General features: G+C 69.3%; 13 protein-coding genes and 3 pseudogenes. 5 read left to right on the top strand and 11 right to left on the bottom strand.

The annotated features are described in order from the left end of the window. Positions 1-33: 33 nt before the first annotated feature. Genes hpaD through ACH4U7_RS45970 form a run of 6 tightly spaced genes read right to left on the bottom strand, consistent with a single transcriptional unit; the run spans position 34 to position 6,876 of the window. Positions 34-1,035 carry a 3,4-dihydroxyphenylacetate 2,3-dioxygenase gene (hpaD, locus tag ACH4U7_RS45995; protein ID WP_398533739.1) on the bottom strand — a complete coding sequence of 334 codons (1,002 nt, stop codon included), beginning with the start codon at positions 1,033-1,035 and terminating at the stop codon, positions 34-36. Continuing rightward, complete coding sequence (hpaE, locus tag ACH4U7_RS45990; protein WP_398533738.1) at positions 1,032-2,513, bottom strand: 5-carboxymethyl-2-hydroxymuconate semialdehyde dehydrogenase; 1,482 nt, start codon at positions 2,511-2,513, stop codon at positions 1,032-1,034. Before hpaE ends, hpaD begins: the two co-directional genes overlap by 4 nt. Next, positions 2,510-3,451, bottom strand: a complete 942-nt coding sequence (gene dapA / locus ACH4U7_RS45985; protein WP_398533737.1) for a 4-hydroxy-tetrahydrodipicolinate synthase — start codon at positions 3,449-3,451, stop codon at positions 2,510-2,512. The genes hpaE and dapA overlap by 4 nt, the downstream gene beginning before the upstream one ends. Next, positions 3,448-4,881: a fumarylacetoacetate hydrolase family protein gene (locus ACH4U7_RS45980; protein WP_398533736.1), complete on the bottom strand. Its 1,434-nt coding sequence runs from the start codon at positions 4,879-4,881 to the stop codon at positions 3,448-3,450. The genes dapA and ACH4U7_RS45980 overlap by 4 nt, the downstream gene beginning before the upstream one ends. Next, on the bottom strand, positions 4,881-6,332 hold the full coding sequence (gene hpaB, locus ACH4U7_RS45975) for a 4-hydroxyphenylacetate 3-monooxygenase, oxygenase component (protein ID WP_398533735.1): 1,452 nt from the start codon (positions 6,330-6,332) through the stop codon (positions 4,881-4,883). The genes ACH4U7_RS45980 and hpaB overlap by 1 nt, the downstream gene beginning before the upstream one ends. 40 nt (positions 6,333-6,372) lie before the next feature. Continuing rightward, positions 6,373-6,876 carry a flavin reductase family protein gene (locus ACH4U7_RS45970; RefSeq protein ID WP_398533734.1) on the bottom strand — a complete coding sequence of 168 codons (504 nt, stop codon included), beginning with the start codon at positions 6,874-6,876 and terminating at the stop codon, positions 6,373-6,375. A gap of 398 nt (positions 6,877-7,274) precedes the next feature. Between ACH4U7_RS45970 and ACH4U7_RS45965 the strand changes: the two genes are divergently transcribed. Further along, positions 7,275-8,579 (top strand): MFS transporter, encoded by a 1,305-nt coding sequence (locus tag ACH4U7_RS45965; protein ID WP_398533733.1) that lies wholly within the window; start codon positions 7,275-7,277, stop codon positions 8,577-8,579. 115 nt (positions 8,580-8,694) lie between these two features. Next, positions 8,695-9,234 carry a MarR family winged helix-turn-helix transcriptional regulator gene (locus tag ACH4U7_RS45960; RefSeq protein WP_398533732.1) on the top strand — a complete coding sequence of 180 codons (540 nt, stop codon included), beginning with the start codon at positions 8,695-8,697 and terminating at the stop codon, positions 9,232-9,234. 7 nt (positions 9,235-9,241) lie between these two features. On the opposite strand, the gene ACH4U7_RS45955 is transcribed toward ACH4U7_RS45960, so the two are convergent. Together ACH4U7_RS45955 and ACH4U7_RS45950 are read right to left on the bottom strand one after the other, a co-directional pair. Beyond that, entirely contained in the window at positions 9,242-9,517 is a 276-nt protein-coding gene (locus ACH4U7_RS45955; RefSeq protein ID WP_398533731.1) for a hypothetical protein, read from the bottom strand. Positions 9,518-9,819: 302 nt separating this feature from the next. Further along, positions 9,820-10,299, bottom strand: a complete 480-nt coding sequence (locus ACH4U7_RS45950) for a MarR family winged helix-turn-helix transcriptional regulator (protein WP_398533730.1) — start codon at positions 10,297-10,299, stop codon at positions 9,820-9,822. Between the two features lie 57 nt (positions 10,300-10,356). On the opposite strand from ACH4U7_RS45950, the gene ACH4U7_RS45945 reads away from it, so the two are divergent. Then, complete coding sequence (locus ACH4U7_RS45945; protein ID WP_398533729.1) at positions 10,357-11,223, top strand: SDR family NAD(P)-dependent oxidoreductase; 867 nt, start codon at positions 10,357-10,359, stop codon at positions 11,221-11,223. A gap of 88 nt (positions 11,224-11,311) precedes the next feature. Here the strand turns inward: ACH4U7_RS45945 and ACH4U7_RS45940 are convergent. After that, a pseudogene (locus ACH4U7_RS45940) lies at positions 11,312-12,172 on the bottom strand (integrase); the annotation flags it as partial. Between the two features lie 343 nt (positions 12,173-12,515). Between ACH4U7_RS45940 and ACH4U7_RS45935 the strand changes: the two are divergent. Then, on the top strand, positions 12,516-13,019 hold the full coding sequence (locus tag ACH4U7_RS45935) for a GNAT family N-acetyltransferase (protein WP_398533728.1): 504 nt from the start codon (positions 12,516-12,518) through the stop codon (positions 13,017-13,019). Between the two features lie 106 nt (positions 13,020-13,125). On the opposite strand, the pseudogene ACH4U7_RS45930 reads toward ACH4U7_RS45935, so the two are convergent. Beyond that, positions 13,126-13,918 (bottom strand): annotated as a pseudogene (locus tag ACH4U7_RS45930) (IS701 family transposase); the annotation flags it as partial. Positions 13,919-14,338: 420 nt separating this feature from the next. Between ACH4U7_RS45930 and ACH4U7_RS45925 the strand changes: the two are divergent. Then, positions 14,339-14,713 carry a hypothetical protein gene (locus ACH4U7_RS45925; RefSeq protein WP_398533727.1) on the top strand — a complete coding sequence of 125 codons (375 nt, stop codon included), beginning with the start codon at positions 14,339-14,341 and terminating at the stop codon, positions 14,711-14,713. Between the two features lie 38 nt (positions 14,714-14,751). On the opposite strand, the pseudogene ACH4U7_RS45920 reads toward ACH4U7_RS45925, so the two are convergent. Continuing rightward, positions 14,752-15,253: pseudogene (locus ACH4U7_RS45920) on the bottom strand (integrase); the annotation flags it as partial. Between the last annotated feature and the right edge of the window lie 247 nt (positions 15,254-15,500).

Here is a 15,500-nt window from a genome sequence, read left to right as displayed (position 1 = left end):
GCCCGGCGCACGGGCGGGCCCGCCCGCCGTCGCTCAGCCGAGGCCGTCGGCGCCGACCTTGACGGCCGACTCGTCCAGCAGGGCGTCGGAGACGGGCTGGGGGTTCCCGTCGAGGTCGAGGACTTCGGTGGCCTCCTTGTACCAGGAATCGATCACGGCGTTGCCCCAGAAGTCGCGGCGGCGGTCGTCGTGGACGTTCCAGCGATATGTCTCGTGGTCGGGGTCGCCGGTGTAGTAGTCGGAGGTGTAGATCTCCACCCGGTGTCCGTCGGGATCCCGCAGATACAGGTAGAAGGCGTTGGACACGCCGTGCCGTCCCGGGCCGCGCTCGATGTGGTGTTCCTTGCGCAGCGAGCCGAACAGGTCGGCGCAGCGCAGGACCTGGTGGGACTCGTGGGTGGCGACGCCGAGGTGGTGCAGCCGGGGACCGGCGCCGCCGGTGAAGGCCACGTCGTGGACGGTCTGCTTGCGGTACATCCAGGCGGCGTACAGCTCGTGCTCGTCGCCCTCGATGGTCTCCGAGCAGCCGAAGCCGAGGGACTTGTAGTGGGCGTAGGCGGCCGGGACGTCGGGGGTGCAGATGTTGAAGTGGTCCAGACGGGCGATTTCGGCGCCGCGGCGCAGGTCGTAGCGCTGGATGAGGCGCTCGGCGTGCTCGATCTCGTGGAAGAACTCCACCGGAAAGCCCAAGGGGTCGATCACCCGCACGGCGTCCCCCACGCCGTGTGCGCCGTCGCCCTTCTTCACCCGCCGCACGGGGCGGCCGAGTGCGGTGAAGAACCTCTCGGCCCTGTCCACGTCGTCGGGGGTGCGCACGCGGTAGGCGATATGGTCCAGCGCGGCGCGGCCGCCGCGGCGCAGCACCAGGGAGTGGTGGGTGAGCTCGTCGGTGCCGCGCAGGTACAGGGAGTCGGCGTCCTCGTACTGGACGTGGAAGCCGAGCATGTCGGCCCAGAACCAACGGGCGGCGCCCAGGTCGGTGACGGAGAGCTGGGCGTAGGCGGACCGGATGACGTCAGGTGCCGGAGTGTTCATGAAGCGGCTCCGAAACGGGGGGTGTGGACATCGCCGAGGGCGACGTGGACGATCTTCGATTCGGTGTAGAAGTCGATGGAGTGGGCGCCGCCCTCGCGGCCGACACCGGAGGCCTTGACGCCGCCGAAGGGGGTGCGCAGGTCGCGGACGTTGTGGGAGTTGATCCAGACCATGCCGGACTCGACGGCATGGGCGATGCGGTGGCCGCGCTTGAGGTCAGAGGTCCAGATGTAGGCGGCCAGCCCGTACTGGGTGGCGTTGGCCAGCTCCATCGCCTCGGTCTCGTCGTCGAAGGGGGCGACGGCCACGACGGGGCCGAAGATCTCCTCCTGGAAGATCCGGGCGTCGCGCTCGACGTCGGCGAAGACGGTGGGCTGGAGGTAGTTGCCGTCGGACAGGTGCGCCGGCCGCTGGCCACCGGCGACCAGCCGGGCCTCCTTCTTGCCGATCTCGACGTAGTTCAGGACGCGTGCGTAGTGTTCGGGATGGACCAGCGCGCCGACCTCGGTGGCCGGGTCGGAGGGCAGGCCGACACGTACGTTCGCGGCCCGCTCGGCCAGGCGTCGGGTGAACTCCTCGTACAGCGGGCGCTCCACCAGCACCCGCGAGCCGGCGGTGCAGCGCTCACCGTTGAGGGAGAACACCCCGAACACGACGGAGTCCACGGCGGCTTCGAGGTCGGCGTCGGCGAAGACGACGACGGGGGACTTGCCGCCCAGCTCCATGGAGGTGGTCTTCAGATGCTGGGCGGAAGAGCGGATGATATGGCGCCCGGTGTCGGTGGAGCCGGTGAAGGAGATCAGCGGCACGTCCGGGTGGTCGACGAGTGCCTGGCCGGCCTCCTCGCCGATGCCGTGCACGATGTTCACCGCGCCTGCCGGTACCCCCGCCTCGGCGAAGATCTCCGGCCACAGGGACGCGGACAGCGGGGTCCACTCGGCGGGCTTGAGGATCAGCGCGCAGCCGGAGGCCAGCGCGGGCGCCAGCTTCCAGCTCTCGAGCATGAAGGGGGTGTTCCAGGGGGTGATCAGCCCCGCCAGCCCGACCGGCTGCCGGACCACGTAAGAGAACTGTTCCTCGCCCTGGCGGAACGCCTCCTCGCCGAGCGCGACGACGACGTCGGCGAAGTAGCGGAAGTTCTCCGCCGCACGCCGGGCCTGCCCCTTCGCCTGGGTGATCGGCAGTCCGGAGTCGTACGACTCGAACGCGGCGAGCCGGTCGTGGCGGGCCTCCACGGCATCGGCGACGCGGTACAGGACGTTCGCGCGCGCCCGGTTGGACAGGCCGGCCCAGGCGGGGAACGCGGCGCGGGCCGCGGCCACCGCCCGGGCGACGTCGGCCGCCGAGCCGCGCGCGGCCTGGGTGTAGGCCGTGTTGGAGACCGGGTCGGAGACATCGAACGTACGCCCGTCGGCGGCGTCGACGAGTGCACCGCCGATCCAGTGCCGGATGACCGAGGGCAGGTTCTCGGGGATCACTTGGCGGCTCCGATCTGTGCGGTGAGGTCGCCGCCCTCGACGAGCAGCGCGCGGATCTTCGTCAGACCCGCCTCGGTGGGCGAGGTCAGCGGAGGCCGGACGTGGGGTGAGGCGATCCTGCCCTGCTGGTGCAGCACCCACTTCGCGGGCGCCGGATTGGTCTCGACGAACAGCAGGTCGACCAGCGGGTGCAGGCGGTAGTGCAGGTCGCGGGCGGCGTCCATGCCGGCGGGGTCTCCCGTCTCCCACAGCTCGTACATCCGGGCCACCGCGCCGGGCGCGAGGTTGGCGACGGCCGAGACGAATCCCGCCCCGCCGAGCGCCAGCAGCGGCAGGCACAGCAACTCGATGCCGGACCACACGAGCAGCGAACGTCCGCAGGCGTGGAGCACGCGGGAGAAGTGCTCGAAGTCCTTGGTCGTCTCCTTCACACCGACGAAGTTGTCGAAGTCGGTGAACAGCCGCTTGACGGTCTCCGGCGCGATGTCGACCGCCGTGCGGGAGGGCACGTTGTAGGCGACGATCGGCAGGTCTGGAAACTCCCGGGCCACCCTCGCGTACCACTGGTAGAGGGCCTCCTGGGTGGGCCGTGCGTAGTACGGCGTGATGACGAGAGCCGCGTCCGCGCCCAACTGCATTGCCGCATCGGTGAGTTCGAGGGTTTCTTCGAGCTTGTGGGAGCCGGTGCCGGGGAGGAAGGGCACCCGGTCGCCGATCTCCTCCACCGCGGTGCGCATCGCGGCGATCCGCTCGGCGACGCTCTGCGCGCTGGGCTCGCCGGTCGAGCCGCCGAGCGAGATGCCGTGCGAACCGGCATCCATCTGGAAGCGGATCAGGGTGCGCAGGCTGTCGTGGTCGAGCGCGCCGTCCGCGGTGAACGGCGTGACGACCGGGGCGATGGACCCCCGGACGGTCGAGGGGTCGCTGCGGAACTTCACTGTGTTTCTCCCTTGCACCAGTTCTCGTAGGCGTCCCGCCAGGCCGGCCCCAGCGGATAAAGGCCGTCGACGCTCTCGCCCGCGGCGACCTGCTCGGTGATGAAGCGCTCCTGCCGCTCCTGTTCACGGCAGTCGTCGATCAGTTCGTGGGCGAGGTCGGGCGGTACGACGATCACCCCGTCCGCGTCGCCGACGATCAGGTCCCCGGGCTGTACCAGGGCCCCGCCGCAGGCGATCGGCACACCGGTGTCCCAGGGGACGTGCCTGCGGCCGAGGACGGAAGGATGGGCGCCCGCGGCGTAGACGGAAAGGCCGAGGCCGGCGATGGCGGCACTGTCGCGTACGGCGCCGTCGGTGACCACTCCGGCTGCCCCTCGCTGCCGCGCCCGCAGCGCGAGGATGTCGCCGAGGGTGCCTGCGGTCGGGTCGCGGCGGGCGTCCATGACCAGGACGTGTCCGGGGCGCAGTTCCTCGATCGCCCGCTTCTGGGCGTTCATGCCGGTGCCGTACCGCCTGAACAGGTCCTCGCGCAGCGGCAGGTACCGCAACGTATGGGCGACGCCCACCATCGCCTCGCTGCCGGGGCCCACCGGGCGTACGCCGTCGATGGACATGTGCGGCAGCCCGCGCGAGCGCATCCGGGCGCTGAGCGTCGCCACGGCGACCGACCGCAGCCCATCGGCCAACTGCGGGTCGAGCAGCGGTTCCGGCTGGTACGCCGAGCCGTACGCCGCCTCGCGCTCCGCCGGGTCGGTCCTGGGCATCGCCCCGTAGGCTTTGAGCCCGGGCCCGTCGGCGATCGGGTTGCGCAGCCGTCCGGTCGACAGCTCACCCGAGGTGACCTCGACCTCGACCAGATCGCCGGGGCGGACGACCGACGCGCCCGCTGGAGTGCCGGTGAGGATCACGTCCCCGGGCTCCAGCGTGACCAGTCGGGAGAGGTCGGCGACGAGCTGCCCGAAGGGAAACAGGAGGGTATCGGTGGTGTCGTCCTGGACCAGCTCGCCGTTCACCCAGGTCCGCAGCCGCAGCCCGGCCGGGTCGATCCGGCGGGCGTCCAGCAGGCGGGGCCCGACCGGGGTGAACCCGTCGGCGCCCTTGGAGCGGAGGTTGGAGCCACGGTCGGCGTACCGCAGGTCGTAGACGCCCGCGTCGTTGGCGGCCGTGACCCAGCGGACGTACGACCAGCCGTCCTCCGGCGCCACGCGCTGCGCGCGCGAGCCGATGACGAGCGCGATCTCGCCCTCGAAACCGAGGAGTTCGCAGCCCGCCGGCCGCACGATGGCCTCCTTGGTGCCCGCCAGCGATGACGGGGGCTTCAGGAAGTACGACGGCTGGGACGGGACGCGGCCGCGTTCCCTGGCCCGGCTGGGATAGTTGAGGTGGACCGCGACGATCTTCGTCGGCGGGTTCCCGAGCGGATGCGTCATCAGGAACGCTCCAGAAATGCCTGCACCCTGGTCTTGTACGGCTCACGGTCGTACGACTTGACGTACGCGCCCGCCATCCGGACCGGGTCGCCGAAGAAGTAGTACTCGTACAGCGCCTGGCGGCTGGAGAAGGCGGAGATGCAGGTGTCCCACACGAGCCGGAAGAGCTTGACCCGCTCGGGGCCGGTCAGCGTGGCGGACTGCAGGTATGCCTCGATGTCCTCGGCCGCCGGGCCGGTGATATCGAGCTCGGTGGGGGTTGCCATCAGGCCGGAGGCACCGAGCTTGCGCAGGATCTGCGGGAAGCGTTGATAGAGCTTGGGGTAGAGGTTGCGGGCGGCGTTGAGCGGGGCGAACGCCGGGGTGAGTACGCCGTACTCGTTGATCTCGGCGTCGGCCTCGGCGGCGCGCAGGAAGGCGCGGAGCATCTCCAGCGTCGCGATGATCTCGGCGATGTCCTCCTGGACGTGCTGGAACTGCTCGATGCCGATGGCCTCGGTCAGCAGGGACACCAGGCCGAGGATGTACTCGGTCTTGGCGGTCGTGCGCGTGACGACCTGGTGGGTCATGTGGGCCACGGACGACGTCTGGGAGTAGAAGCCGTTGCACAGCTCGGCGTCACCGAGGACGAAACAGCGCTCGTACGGCACATGCACGTCGTCGAAGACGACCACGCAGTCGGATTCCTCGAAGCGGGCCGCGAGGGGGTGGTCGTGGCGCGGACGGTCGTAGTCCAGGGGCTCGCGGGCGATGTAGCGCAGTCCCGGGGCGTCGTTCGGGACGGCGAACGCGTACGAGTACGGCTTGTCCTCGGGTGTGCCGCGCAGCACCGTCGACGGGAACACCAGCATCTCGTCGGCGAAGGGCGCGATGGTGGCCAGCATGCGCGCGCCGCGGATGACGACGCCGTTGTCGTCCTCCTTCACGATCCGCGCGGCCAGTTTCCCGCCGGCCTGCTGGGTGCCGGCGACCGAGCGGTTGACCTGTGGCGGGATCAGCGTGTGGGTGCACAGGAGGTCCTCTTCGCGGACCTTCTCGTAGTAGCGGCGGATGTTCTCGCCGAACGCCGGGTTGGCCTGCGCGAACCAGTCGGCGGCCGAGGCGAGGGCCATCAGCGAGCTGTTCATGTAGTCGCCGGTGCGGCCGAGCATGCCGTTGCTGTGGTCGGCCCACACCTTGAACGCCTTGCGCCGCTTGATCAGGTCCTCCGGGGTTTTCGGGGTGAGGAAGGAGGTGCCGACCGGATCACCGGAGGTGGGGGAGGTGTAGGTGAGGGTGTCCTTGTGCCCGGCGGAGTGCTGGAGGTCGTACAGCTCCGCGTAGGTGCGCACCACGTTGCGGAAGGCCGGGTGGTCCTGGATCCCGCCGGTGAGGGTCTCTCCCTGGATGTGGACGGTGGGGCGGGAGGCGGAGAGTCGCTCGAGGTATTCCTTGCCGGTGCGTGCGGCCATGTTCGTGCTCCTGAGAGATGGTGCGGGCCAGGGGTACTGGTCAGATGAGGTGTTCGATGCCGTCGGTGGCCTCGACCGCCGTGCCGAAACGGCTCCAGGCGTAGGTGAGGGCGTCGCCGTCGCGATGACCCAGGTCGGTGACCCGGCCCAGGACAAGGGTGTGGTCGCCGCCGTCGTACGAGCGCCACGGGTCGCACTCGACCCAGGCGAGGGGGTGCGCGAGGCGGGCGACGCGTGCGCCCTCCACCCAGCGAGGCTCGGCCGCGTCCTGCACTCCGGCGAACTGCCGGGCCACGGACTCCTGTTCGGCGCCGAGGATGTTGACGCAGAACGGCCGGTCGAGGAGCTGGTCGTGGCAGCGGGCGCGCCGGGCGACGCTGATGAGCACGAGTGGGGGGTCGGCCGAGACGGACGTGAAGGAATTCATCGTGGCCCCGCGCGGGCCGTCGGCGCCGTCGAACGTCACGACGGTGACGCCGGTGGCGAAGCGGGACATGCAGGCGCGCAGGGCACCCGGGCTCGGGGGAGCGACGGCTTCGGGCATGGGATGACTCCCTTGGCGGGGCCCGGCCGGGCATCGGGCGGGATGCCCGGCCGGGAGTCAGACGGATACCCCGTGTCCGGGGCGAAGTGGGTACAGTCGGACCAAAGCATGTAATCAAAGCTTTGATTAGTTTGGGACCGTACCCCCGAGGACGGCTCTTGGGAACCCCGGAGCCGAAATTTCTGCTACTCGCCGGAAACCTTGCGGGGGTGGCGGTTGACACATACCTTGTGCCGGACACGGCGCCGTGCGACCGATTCCCGGTCCGGCCCGTGGCCTCCGGACCGTGGGCGGACGGGCCGGCTTCCCCTCCCCGCGCGCTGAAGCGCACCTCCCCAGGAGGAGCCCCCTTGTCCCCCAATTCCCCCCGCCCTGACAGCCGGCGTGCCCTGCGCCGTGTGGCCACCGCCAGCTTCGTCGGCACGGCCGTCGAGTGGTACGACTACTTCATCTACGGCACAGCGGCGGCCCTGGTCTTCGGCCCCCAGTTCTTCCCGCAGTTCTCGTCGACAGCCGGCACGCTCGCCTCCTTCGCGACCTACTCGGTCGGGTTCGCGGCCCGCCCCCTCGGCGGCGTGATCATGGGCCACTTCGGTGACAGGACCGGCCGCAAGACGATGCTGGTGCTCTCCCTCACCCTGATGGGCCTCGCCACCGCGGGCATCGGCCTGCTGCCCACCTATGCCACGGTCGGCATCTGGGCACCCGTCCTGCTCGTCCTGTTGCGCTTCGTCCAGGGACTGGGCGTCGGCGGCGAATGGAGCGGCGCGGTCCTCATGGCGGTCGAGCACGCACCGGAAGGCAAACGCGGCTTCTACGGCTGCTTTCCGCAGATGGGCGTGCCCGGTGGGCTGATCCTCGCCAATCTCGTCTTCCTCGCCACCTCCCACGGGCTCGGCGCCTCCGCGTTCAGCGACTGGGGCTGGCGCATCCCGTTCCTCGCCAGCGGTGTCCTGGTCGCCGTCGGCCTGGTGATCCGGGCCAAGGTCGAGGAGAGCCCCGAATTCGAGACCGTACAAAAAGGCGGCGACAACGAGCGGCCCGCTCGGCTGCCGGTCCTCGAGGTCCTGCGCCATCGGTGGCGCGAGGTGGTCCTCGCCGGTGGCACCTTCGTCGGCAACAACGCCCTCGGTTACATCTTCATGGCGTACACCCTTGCCTACGGCACCCAGACGCTCGGCTTCAGCCGCGACACCATGCTGGTGCTCGTCCTGATCGCCGCCACCGTCTGGCTGGCCACCACCGCCTGGTCCGCGGCACTGTCCGACCGGCTCGGACGCCGCCGGGTCTTCGTCGCCGGCGCGGTGGGGCTGGTGATCTGGTCCTCCGTCTTCTTCCCGTTGATCGACACCTCCGACACCCTGGCCATTCTGCTCGCGCTCGTCGTCATGGCGATCGTCCTCGGCTTCACCTACGGACCGCAGGCCGCCTTCTTCTCCGAGCTGTTCCCCGCCCGCCTCCGCTACAGCGGCAGTTCCCTCGGCTACCAGCTCGGTGCCATCCTCGGTGGCGGCATCGCTCCCACCGTGGCCACCGCGCTGTACGACATCGACCACCAGACGTGGCCGATCACCCTCTACCTCGTCGCCATCACGGGCTTCAGCTTCGGCTGCCTGCTGCTGCTCACCCGGCGCCCCGCCGCGGAGAGCATCCCGCAGCGGATCGGCAGTGAGCGGGTGACCGAGAGCAGTACGACGGGATGACCGCGATGCGACGCGTCGATGCGCTCCCACGGTCCGCTGCCGCACCGGCAGCGGGATTCGGCAAGGAGCCCGGGCGCGTACGGACCCCGAGGCGTGTGCCGCCTACACTCCGAATGTGCCCCAGGACCAGCCGGACAACGAACAACTGCACTTCTGGTCGTTCATCGACCACGCCGTCGCGCGCACCATCCGGGAACTTCCGGACGTGGATCCGCTCGCCATGCGTCTGGTGCTCAGCCTGCACCGCGCCGCGAACATGCTGGTCTACGACCTGGAATCCACCGTCCACCGGCCGCGCGGCTGGTCCTGGCCCGGATTTCGGGTGCTCTTCGTCGCCTGGCTCACCGGTCCGGTCGAGGCCAAGAAGATCGCCGAGTTGTCCGGCATGAGCCGTGCGGCGGTCTCCGCGCTGGTCGCCACCTTGGAGAAGGACGGCCTGATCAGCAAGGAACGAGCTCCGCACGACAAGCGTGCGGTCCACCTGAGTCTGACGGAGCAAGGCCTGGCCGCCATCACCGAGGCCTTTCGAGAGCACAATGCCCGCGAACAGGAATGGGCGGGCTCGCTCAGCGAGGACGAGCAGACCACGCTGATCACCTTGTTGGAGAAGCTCACCTCGCATTCCGTTCAGTTCGACGCACGGCATCGAGCCTGAGCCTCGGTCACCGCCCCGCCTCGGCCTCCGCGGCCTTGCGGATCTGCTGAATTTCCTGGATAGCCGCCGTCGGGTCCTGTTCGGCCATATCGACAATCCGCTCGGGTTCCCGGAGGTGGGCGGCGCGTTCCGGATGCCGCTCGATGGCGACGAGTACGGCCCATGAGTGGACGAAGGCCCGCAGGGGTGCGAGGCTCTGTGTCTGCTGTGCGTTTGTGGTCGCCTCGAACAGGGGGGCGCGGCAGCCGTGAGTGACTCCGGTCTGCTCCGCACGCCGGCACATGGCCTATCTGGCGCGATCGGGGAGTAACTGATTGCCGAGTTCTCCGTAACGCGCAAGCGCTCGGTTCGGAGCCCACCGGTTTCACCAGGTCGACCGAATCGGGCGACAGAGTCCCACACGCATCCTCAACGAAGTAGCCGAAAGCGCCGACCCGCTCAGGCTGATGCGCCTGTTCGGCATCACCGAGCAGACCGCCATGCGCTACGTCACTGCCGCCCACCCGGAACGCACCGCCAAACTGCCCCGTTGAAGACCGTTCCCTGGCGCTGAGCAATCGCGGTTCTGAGGCCGCACGTTGCGCGTCAGCCGGCCTCGTCGCCTGCCAGGGTGGTCCTCACAAGGGTCGTCCTCACAAGGGTGAGCAGCGCGTCCAGGTCTGCCAGCTGCCGCGGTGCCAGCGAGCCGAAGAGCTGACGAAGCACGCGCGTTCCTGCCTCTTCTGCGGCTGCCAAGGTCGTGCGACCCGTATTCGTCAGCGCGACGGTCTTGCGGCGGCGGTCTTCAGGGTGGCCGGTGCGGCTGACCAGGCCGAGGCGTTCCAGGCCTTCCACGATCTGGGTGACGGAGCGCGGGGCCTGTCCGAGGGCGGTGGCGAGTTCGGCCTGGTGCAGCGCGCCGCGGCCGGCCAGCGCCTGGAGGACCTTGGTGCGGGACAGAGACAGTCCCGCGGTCGCCATCATGTGCTGGTCGACCTGTTCGCGCAGGCTGTGGGCGAGGGTGAGGAAGGACAGTCCCACCCGCTCCGGCGTGCTGGCCGTGGTTGGTGCTTCGTGCTGCTCCATGGTTCAGGTATCCTCCCACAACATAATCATGAGGTACCTCACGAATGGGGTTGTGGGATGGACCGTCCCGTCGCCGTGATCACCGGAGCCACCTCCGGACTGGGCCGCATCGCCGCCTTCGAGCTGGCCCGGCAGGGCTACCGCATCGGCACCGTGGCTCGCTCCCGCAGCAGGGCCGAAGCCCTCGTCGACGAGCTCAGGGCGGTGACCGACGGGCCCGTCGACGTCTTCCACGCCGACCTCGGCCTGATCTCCGACGCGCGCCGCGTGGGTGAGGAGATCGCCGCGCACTACCCGCGCCTGGACGTCCTGGTCAACAACGCCGGCCTCCACGCCTTCGCGCAGCGCATCACCGCCGAAGGCTTTGCGGAGATGACGGCCGTGAACTACCTGGGCCCGTTCGTCCTGACGGAGGCGCTGAAGGAGAAGCTCGGCGCCTCAGCGCCGGCCCGGATCGTCAACGTCGCCTCCGAGGCCTCCCGGCAGGCGAAGACCATCGCGCCGGCCGAGGACCTGCGCCGTACCGACGCCTACACCCGCCGGGAGTCGATGCCTCTGTACGGGCGCACCAAGCTGATGACGATCATGTGGACGCAGGACCTTGCCCGGCGCCTGGATCCGGACAAGATCACGGTGAACTGCTGCGATCCCGGCTTCAACGCCACCGGCCTGGGCCGGGACCTGCCCGGCTCCGCTGTCCTGCAGCGGGTGCTGAACACCCTGAAGATCGGCGATCCCCGCAAGGGCGCCGGCATCATCGTGCGACTCGCCACCGACCCGGCGCTCGCGGGCACCAGCGGCGGCTACTTCTCCGTACGCGACGCCCGCCGCCTGCAATGCCCCGAGCCCGGCCGGTCCCCGCTTGCGCAGAAGGAGCTGTGGGAGGAGACCGTGGCGCTCCTCGCCGCCCGCGCGGCCGACTGAGACCTGGGTCGTCCGTCGAAAGGAGGACGGCGACCGGTACCGGGGTGCTGCCCCGGGCGCGGACCAGTCCTCGCGTAGCTCATTTCGGCCGCAAGGTGCCAATCACCCGCTCGCAGTGCGCGTTCATCCGGGGAGCCCGCGGCGCGGTCTTCACAACCTCGATGTCGTCGGCCGTGAAGACCGCGTCGAAGGATTCGGTGTACCTCGCGTCCCGGTCGCGAAGCAGGAAACGTAGCGAGTCCACCCGCACGCCGAACTCGACAGCGAGGTTTCTCGCCTGCTGGACCGTCCAGGACCCGGTGGGATGCGAAGTCACTCCCGCGACGTGCAGCCGACGTGCGCCGTGCTCAAGGAACACCAGCGCGTACACTCGGCGCGGGTCGACCAGGTCGATGTGGACGAAGTCGCAGGCGATGACGCCGTCGGCCTGCGCGGTCAGGAACTCACGCCACGTCGGGCCGCCGCGGCGCGGGGCCGGATCAATGCCAGCAGACGTCAGGATCTCCCAGACCGTCGTCGAGCCCACCGGATGCCCGAGCCGAATCGGTTCGCCCTGGACCCGACGGCAGCCCCAACCCGGATTTTCCCTGGCCAGCCGCACCACCAGCGCTTTCACCGCACCCGCCGTCGACGGTCTCCCGGGCCTGGCCCGGCACTTGCTGTAGTCCCACTTCCTGGAGATCAACCTGCGATGCCACGCGAGCAACGTCCCAGGCGTCACCGGGAACACCTGCGCCCACCGGCGACGGGGAATCAGCGAGGACAGCGCCGCGAACCACAGCCGATCTGCTGGCTCGTACCGCACCGGTCCCGACAGTTGCCTGCGCAGCACCGCGTTCTCGTGCCGCCGCACCAACAGTTCCGCTTCCTTGGATGCGTCCCGCCGCAGCAGCAACGCCGGGACCGCGAGCAGTTTCCGAGCCACCTGGTGCACCAGAGAAACGATCACCGGACAGGGTTCCAGCAGACCGTGATGGCGCGCCAGACCACCTCCGAGCAGCAGCGATGAGTTTCCGAACGGCACAGGATAGGGCACTCCCAGAGCGTGAGCGCTGTATGAGGCTCTATAGGGCCGTAGTGAGACATTCCGCAGGGGCCATGCCGGAAGAAAAAGTGTGCCAAGCGGGTGAGGGGGCGGCGGTGATGGTGCATGGGCCAGGTGTGGTGATCGGGGGCCGGGGCGTGCGTCACGGGGCATGGTGTCGCTGAAGCGGACGACGTGACGGTGTCGATGTCTGGGTGGCTACTACTCCAGCTGTAGTTCGTGGTGATCCGTGGGGCAAAGTGAGGGCATGACTGCGTACGAGACGATGCCGTTCCACCTTGAGACCGAGCGGCTGATACTGCGGCCGTGGGCCGATTCGGACGCTGCTGAGTTGTGCGCTCTCCTTTGCGAACGCGGCAAGGGAACCCCGACGGTTGAGCACATCCGGGCGTCCATCGCGGAGATGCTCACCGCGACGGCGACTACGGGGATCGCCCTGTTGCCCATCCAGCGTCGTGAGGAAGGCGACTTCATCGGCTACTGCGGGCTGATCATCGGCCGTTCCACCTTGGAGGAGCCTGAAATCGCGTATGAGCTGTTCCAGCGCGCGCATGGGCGTGGCTACGCCACTGAGGCGGCCGGCGCGGTGCTCGATGCCGCTATCGCGACCGGGCGGAAACGGCTCTGGTCGACCGTCGGCACGTGGAACACACCGTCGCTCCGTGTCCTTGAGAAGCTCGGGTTCGAACGGGACCACGTTTCCACGGAAGACAACGGTGAAGTGGTCTGGCTGACACGCTCGTTGCCGTGACGCGGGAGCACGCTCCCGGGGCTTCATGCTCACATGCTCGAGTGCGCTCCGGCGGAGCGCCGGGCATGCCGAGATCGGTCAGTACTCCAGGTGTAGATCGTGATCTTCATGTCTGGGCTGCGGCTTGTCGACGGTAATGGCTGGCTTGTGATCGTGCCTGATGGCGGCGTCGCCAGTCGGACCAGCCGATCCGGTGAGCGAGGTCGTTCAGTGGCCGGACGGCGATGGTGAGGAACAGGTGCTGGATCTCGTCGCAGGTCAGCGGGCCAGGTCGTCCGGACCAGTGCGCCGTGCGTGTTCGTCTGCGCGGACGACGGCAAGGAAGGCGTGAGCGAGCATGGTGAGGGTGACTCAGCGGCTCCAGGACGGGTAGCGGCGGACCTGGTGTTCATCGAGTCCCGTCAGCCCCTTCCCGGTCTGGAAGGTCTCCTCCACCCGCCACCTGGATCCCGTCGTCCTGACAGGGTGCGCAATGGAGCCGGCAAGGTGGAATGGCGCCGATAGTAGGCGAGTTCGCCGGCGGTGCGGTTGCGTCGGATCAGCAGCTGACGGTGGCCCGGCGTCGGGTCGGTGAGGTCGATGACGGCCCAGTCGTAGTAACGGTGCCCCTTCGAGCCGGGCCCGGCGGACAGCTTCTGCCAGGCCCGCTTCGGGAGCTTGCCGGCCAGCACCTCGGCGCGGAACTTTCCCGCACCGGTGGCCACTTCGGCCGGACAGGCAACCGCGATGACAAAGCCCAAGCCGCGTTCCTCCAGGGCCGCCCGCGGTTTCGGATTGCCGCCGTAGACCTCATCGCCCGTTCCCCAGTCGATGCGGTGCCCGGCGTCCAGGAACCGTTCGATCATCGTGCGGGCCAGCTCCGGCTTGGTCGCGAAGACGGCGTCCTCGGCCAGTCCGGCCTGAAGGGTGCCTGCGGCTGATCTACCTGATCTTCTGCCAGCTACTGGGTTGCCTTCTTTTGCTGGGCCGGTCGACCGCCGCGAACAACGCTGAGATCCTCGCGCTTCGCCATGAGGTCGCTGTGGGTCGCCGGCAAGTAGTGCGGCCGCGGCTCTCATGGGCTGATCGTGCGGTGCTCTCCGCTCTCGCACGGCACCTGCCATGCGCCACGCGCCGCCATCGGCGCCGTGTCGATCGCAGCCGCCTCGACGCCGAGCGGCGGCATGGGCCGACGCCGGCTACCGAACGAGGGCCATCGACCACGGCGCCCGCCATGGCGGCGCTGGCGGACAGCGTGGGGGCGGTGAAACGATCCAGCGGGCGCGTATCTGAGTACGAGCACTCATGCGGTATCCGACCTGGTGAAGTGGGATGATGGCATGACCACTTCCCCAGCATCTCCGGGGGATCAAGCCTCCGCCGCGGCGGGATCCCCGTTCCACGAGGCCGGCCCCGCCGCGCGGAAGTTCGCCGTCGTTGGCCTGGGTCTGCTGCCCCTCGCCCTGCTGATCGCGCACCTCGCGCAGGGCGTCCGGCAGATGGAACGCGACACATGCGCCGGCGCGGGGTGCCACTACGGGCTGATCGACTACGAGCAATGGGCCATGCCGCTCTTCGGCGCATCCGCCGCTCTGGGACTGATCGCCCTGATCCTGCCCGCGGGGAAGGCCCGCTACTGGCCCGTCCGCTTTGCTGCCCTGATGCTCCAGTGGGTCCTGCTCGCGTGTCCCACAGTGATCTGCGGGTACCCATAGCCGACCGAGCCCTGCGGCACCGATTCGAAGCCGTCGCGGTACTCCTCGCAGGTCGTACCGGAGCGACGCGGCGCCGGGTCGATGCCAGCTGCGTGCAGGATCTGCCACACCGTCCAGGCTGCGACTCGGTGCCCGAGTCTGGTCAACTCGCCCTGGATCCGCCGGTGGCCCCAGCGTGAATGTCGCTGGCCAGTCGCAGGACGAGGTTCTTGACCGCCGTGGTGGTGGGCGGTCGACCGGTGCGTCTGCGCGCACTGTAGTCCACTTCGCGGCGACGAACCGGTGGTGCCAGCCGAGCAGGGGCCCGGGGGTGACAGGGAAGACCGCACGCCAGCACAGGCGGGGTGTAAGTCCGGACAGGGTTGCGAACCAGAATACGTCCGGTGGCTCGTAGCCTGGCTGGGTCAGCTGTCGGCGGAGGGCCGCATTCTCGTGGCGGAGCACGAGCAGCTCCGCGTCCTTCGCGGCATCGCTGCGGAGTAGGAGTGGCGGCAGGGAGATCAACTTCCGGGTCACCTTGTACAGCAGGTTTACGTACACACTGGTCATGGTCTCAGCCGACGACCCGTCACCGCCGCCACCTGCAGCGGCAGACTATTCGGGCGGCACACCCTTGCCTGCGCTGCCCGCATCCTGGCAGGGCTCCCGCCACGGCCGCCGCGGTCCCGTGCGGGATCCGCGGCGGCCCCGGTGGTCGGTCAGCAGGTGGAGTTGGTCTGGGTGAGCAGGCCGAGCCGCCATGGCAGGGTGTTGTAGTCGCCGCTGGCGTTGGGGTTCATGCCTTGGT

This window comes from Streptomyces sp. NPDC020845 (genome assembly GCF_044334165.1).
Taxonomy (GTDB): domain Bacteria; phylum Actinomycetota; class Actinomycetes; order Streptomycetales; family Streptomycetaceae; genus Streptomyces.
This window is presented reverse-complemented; position numbering and strand designations above follow the sequence as displayed.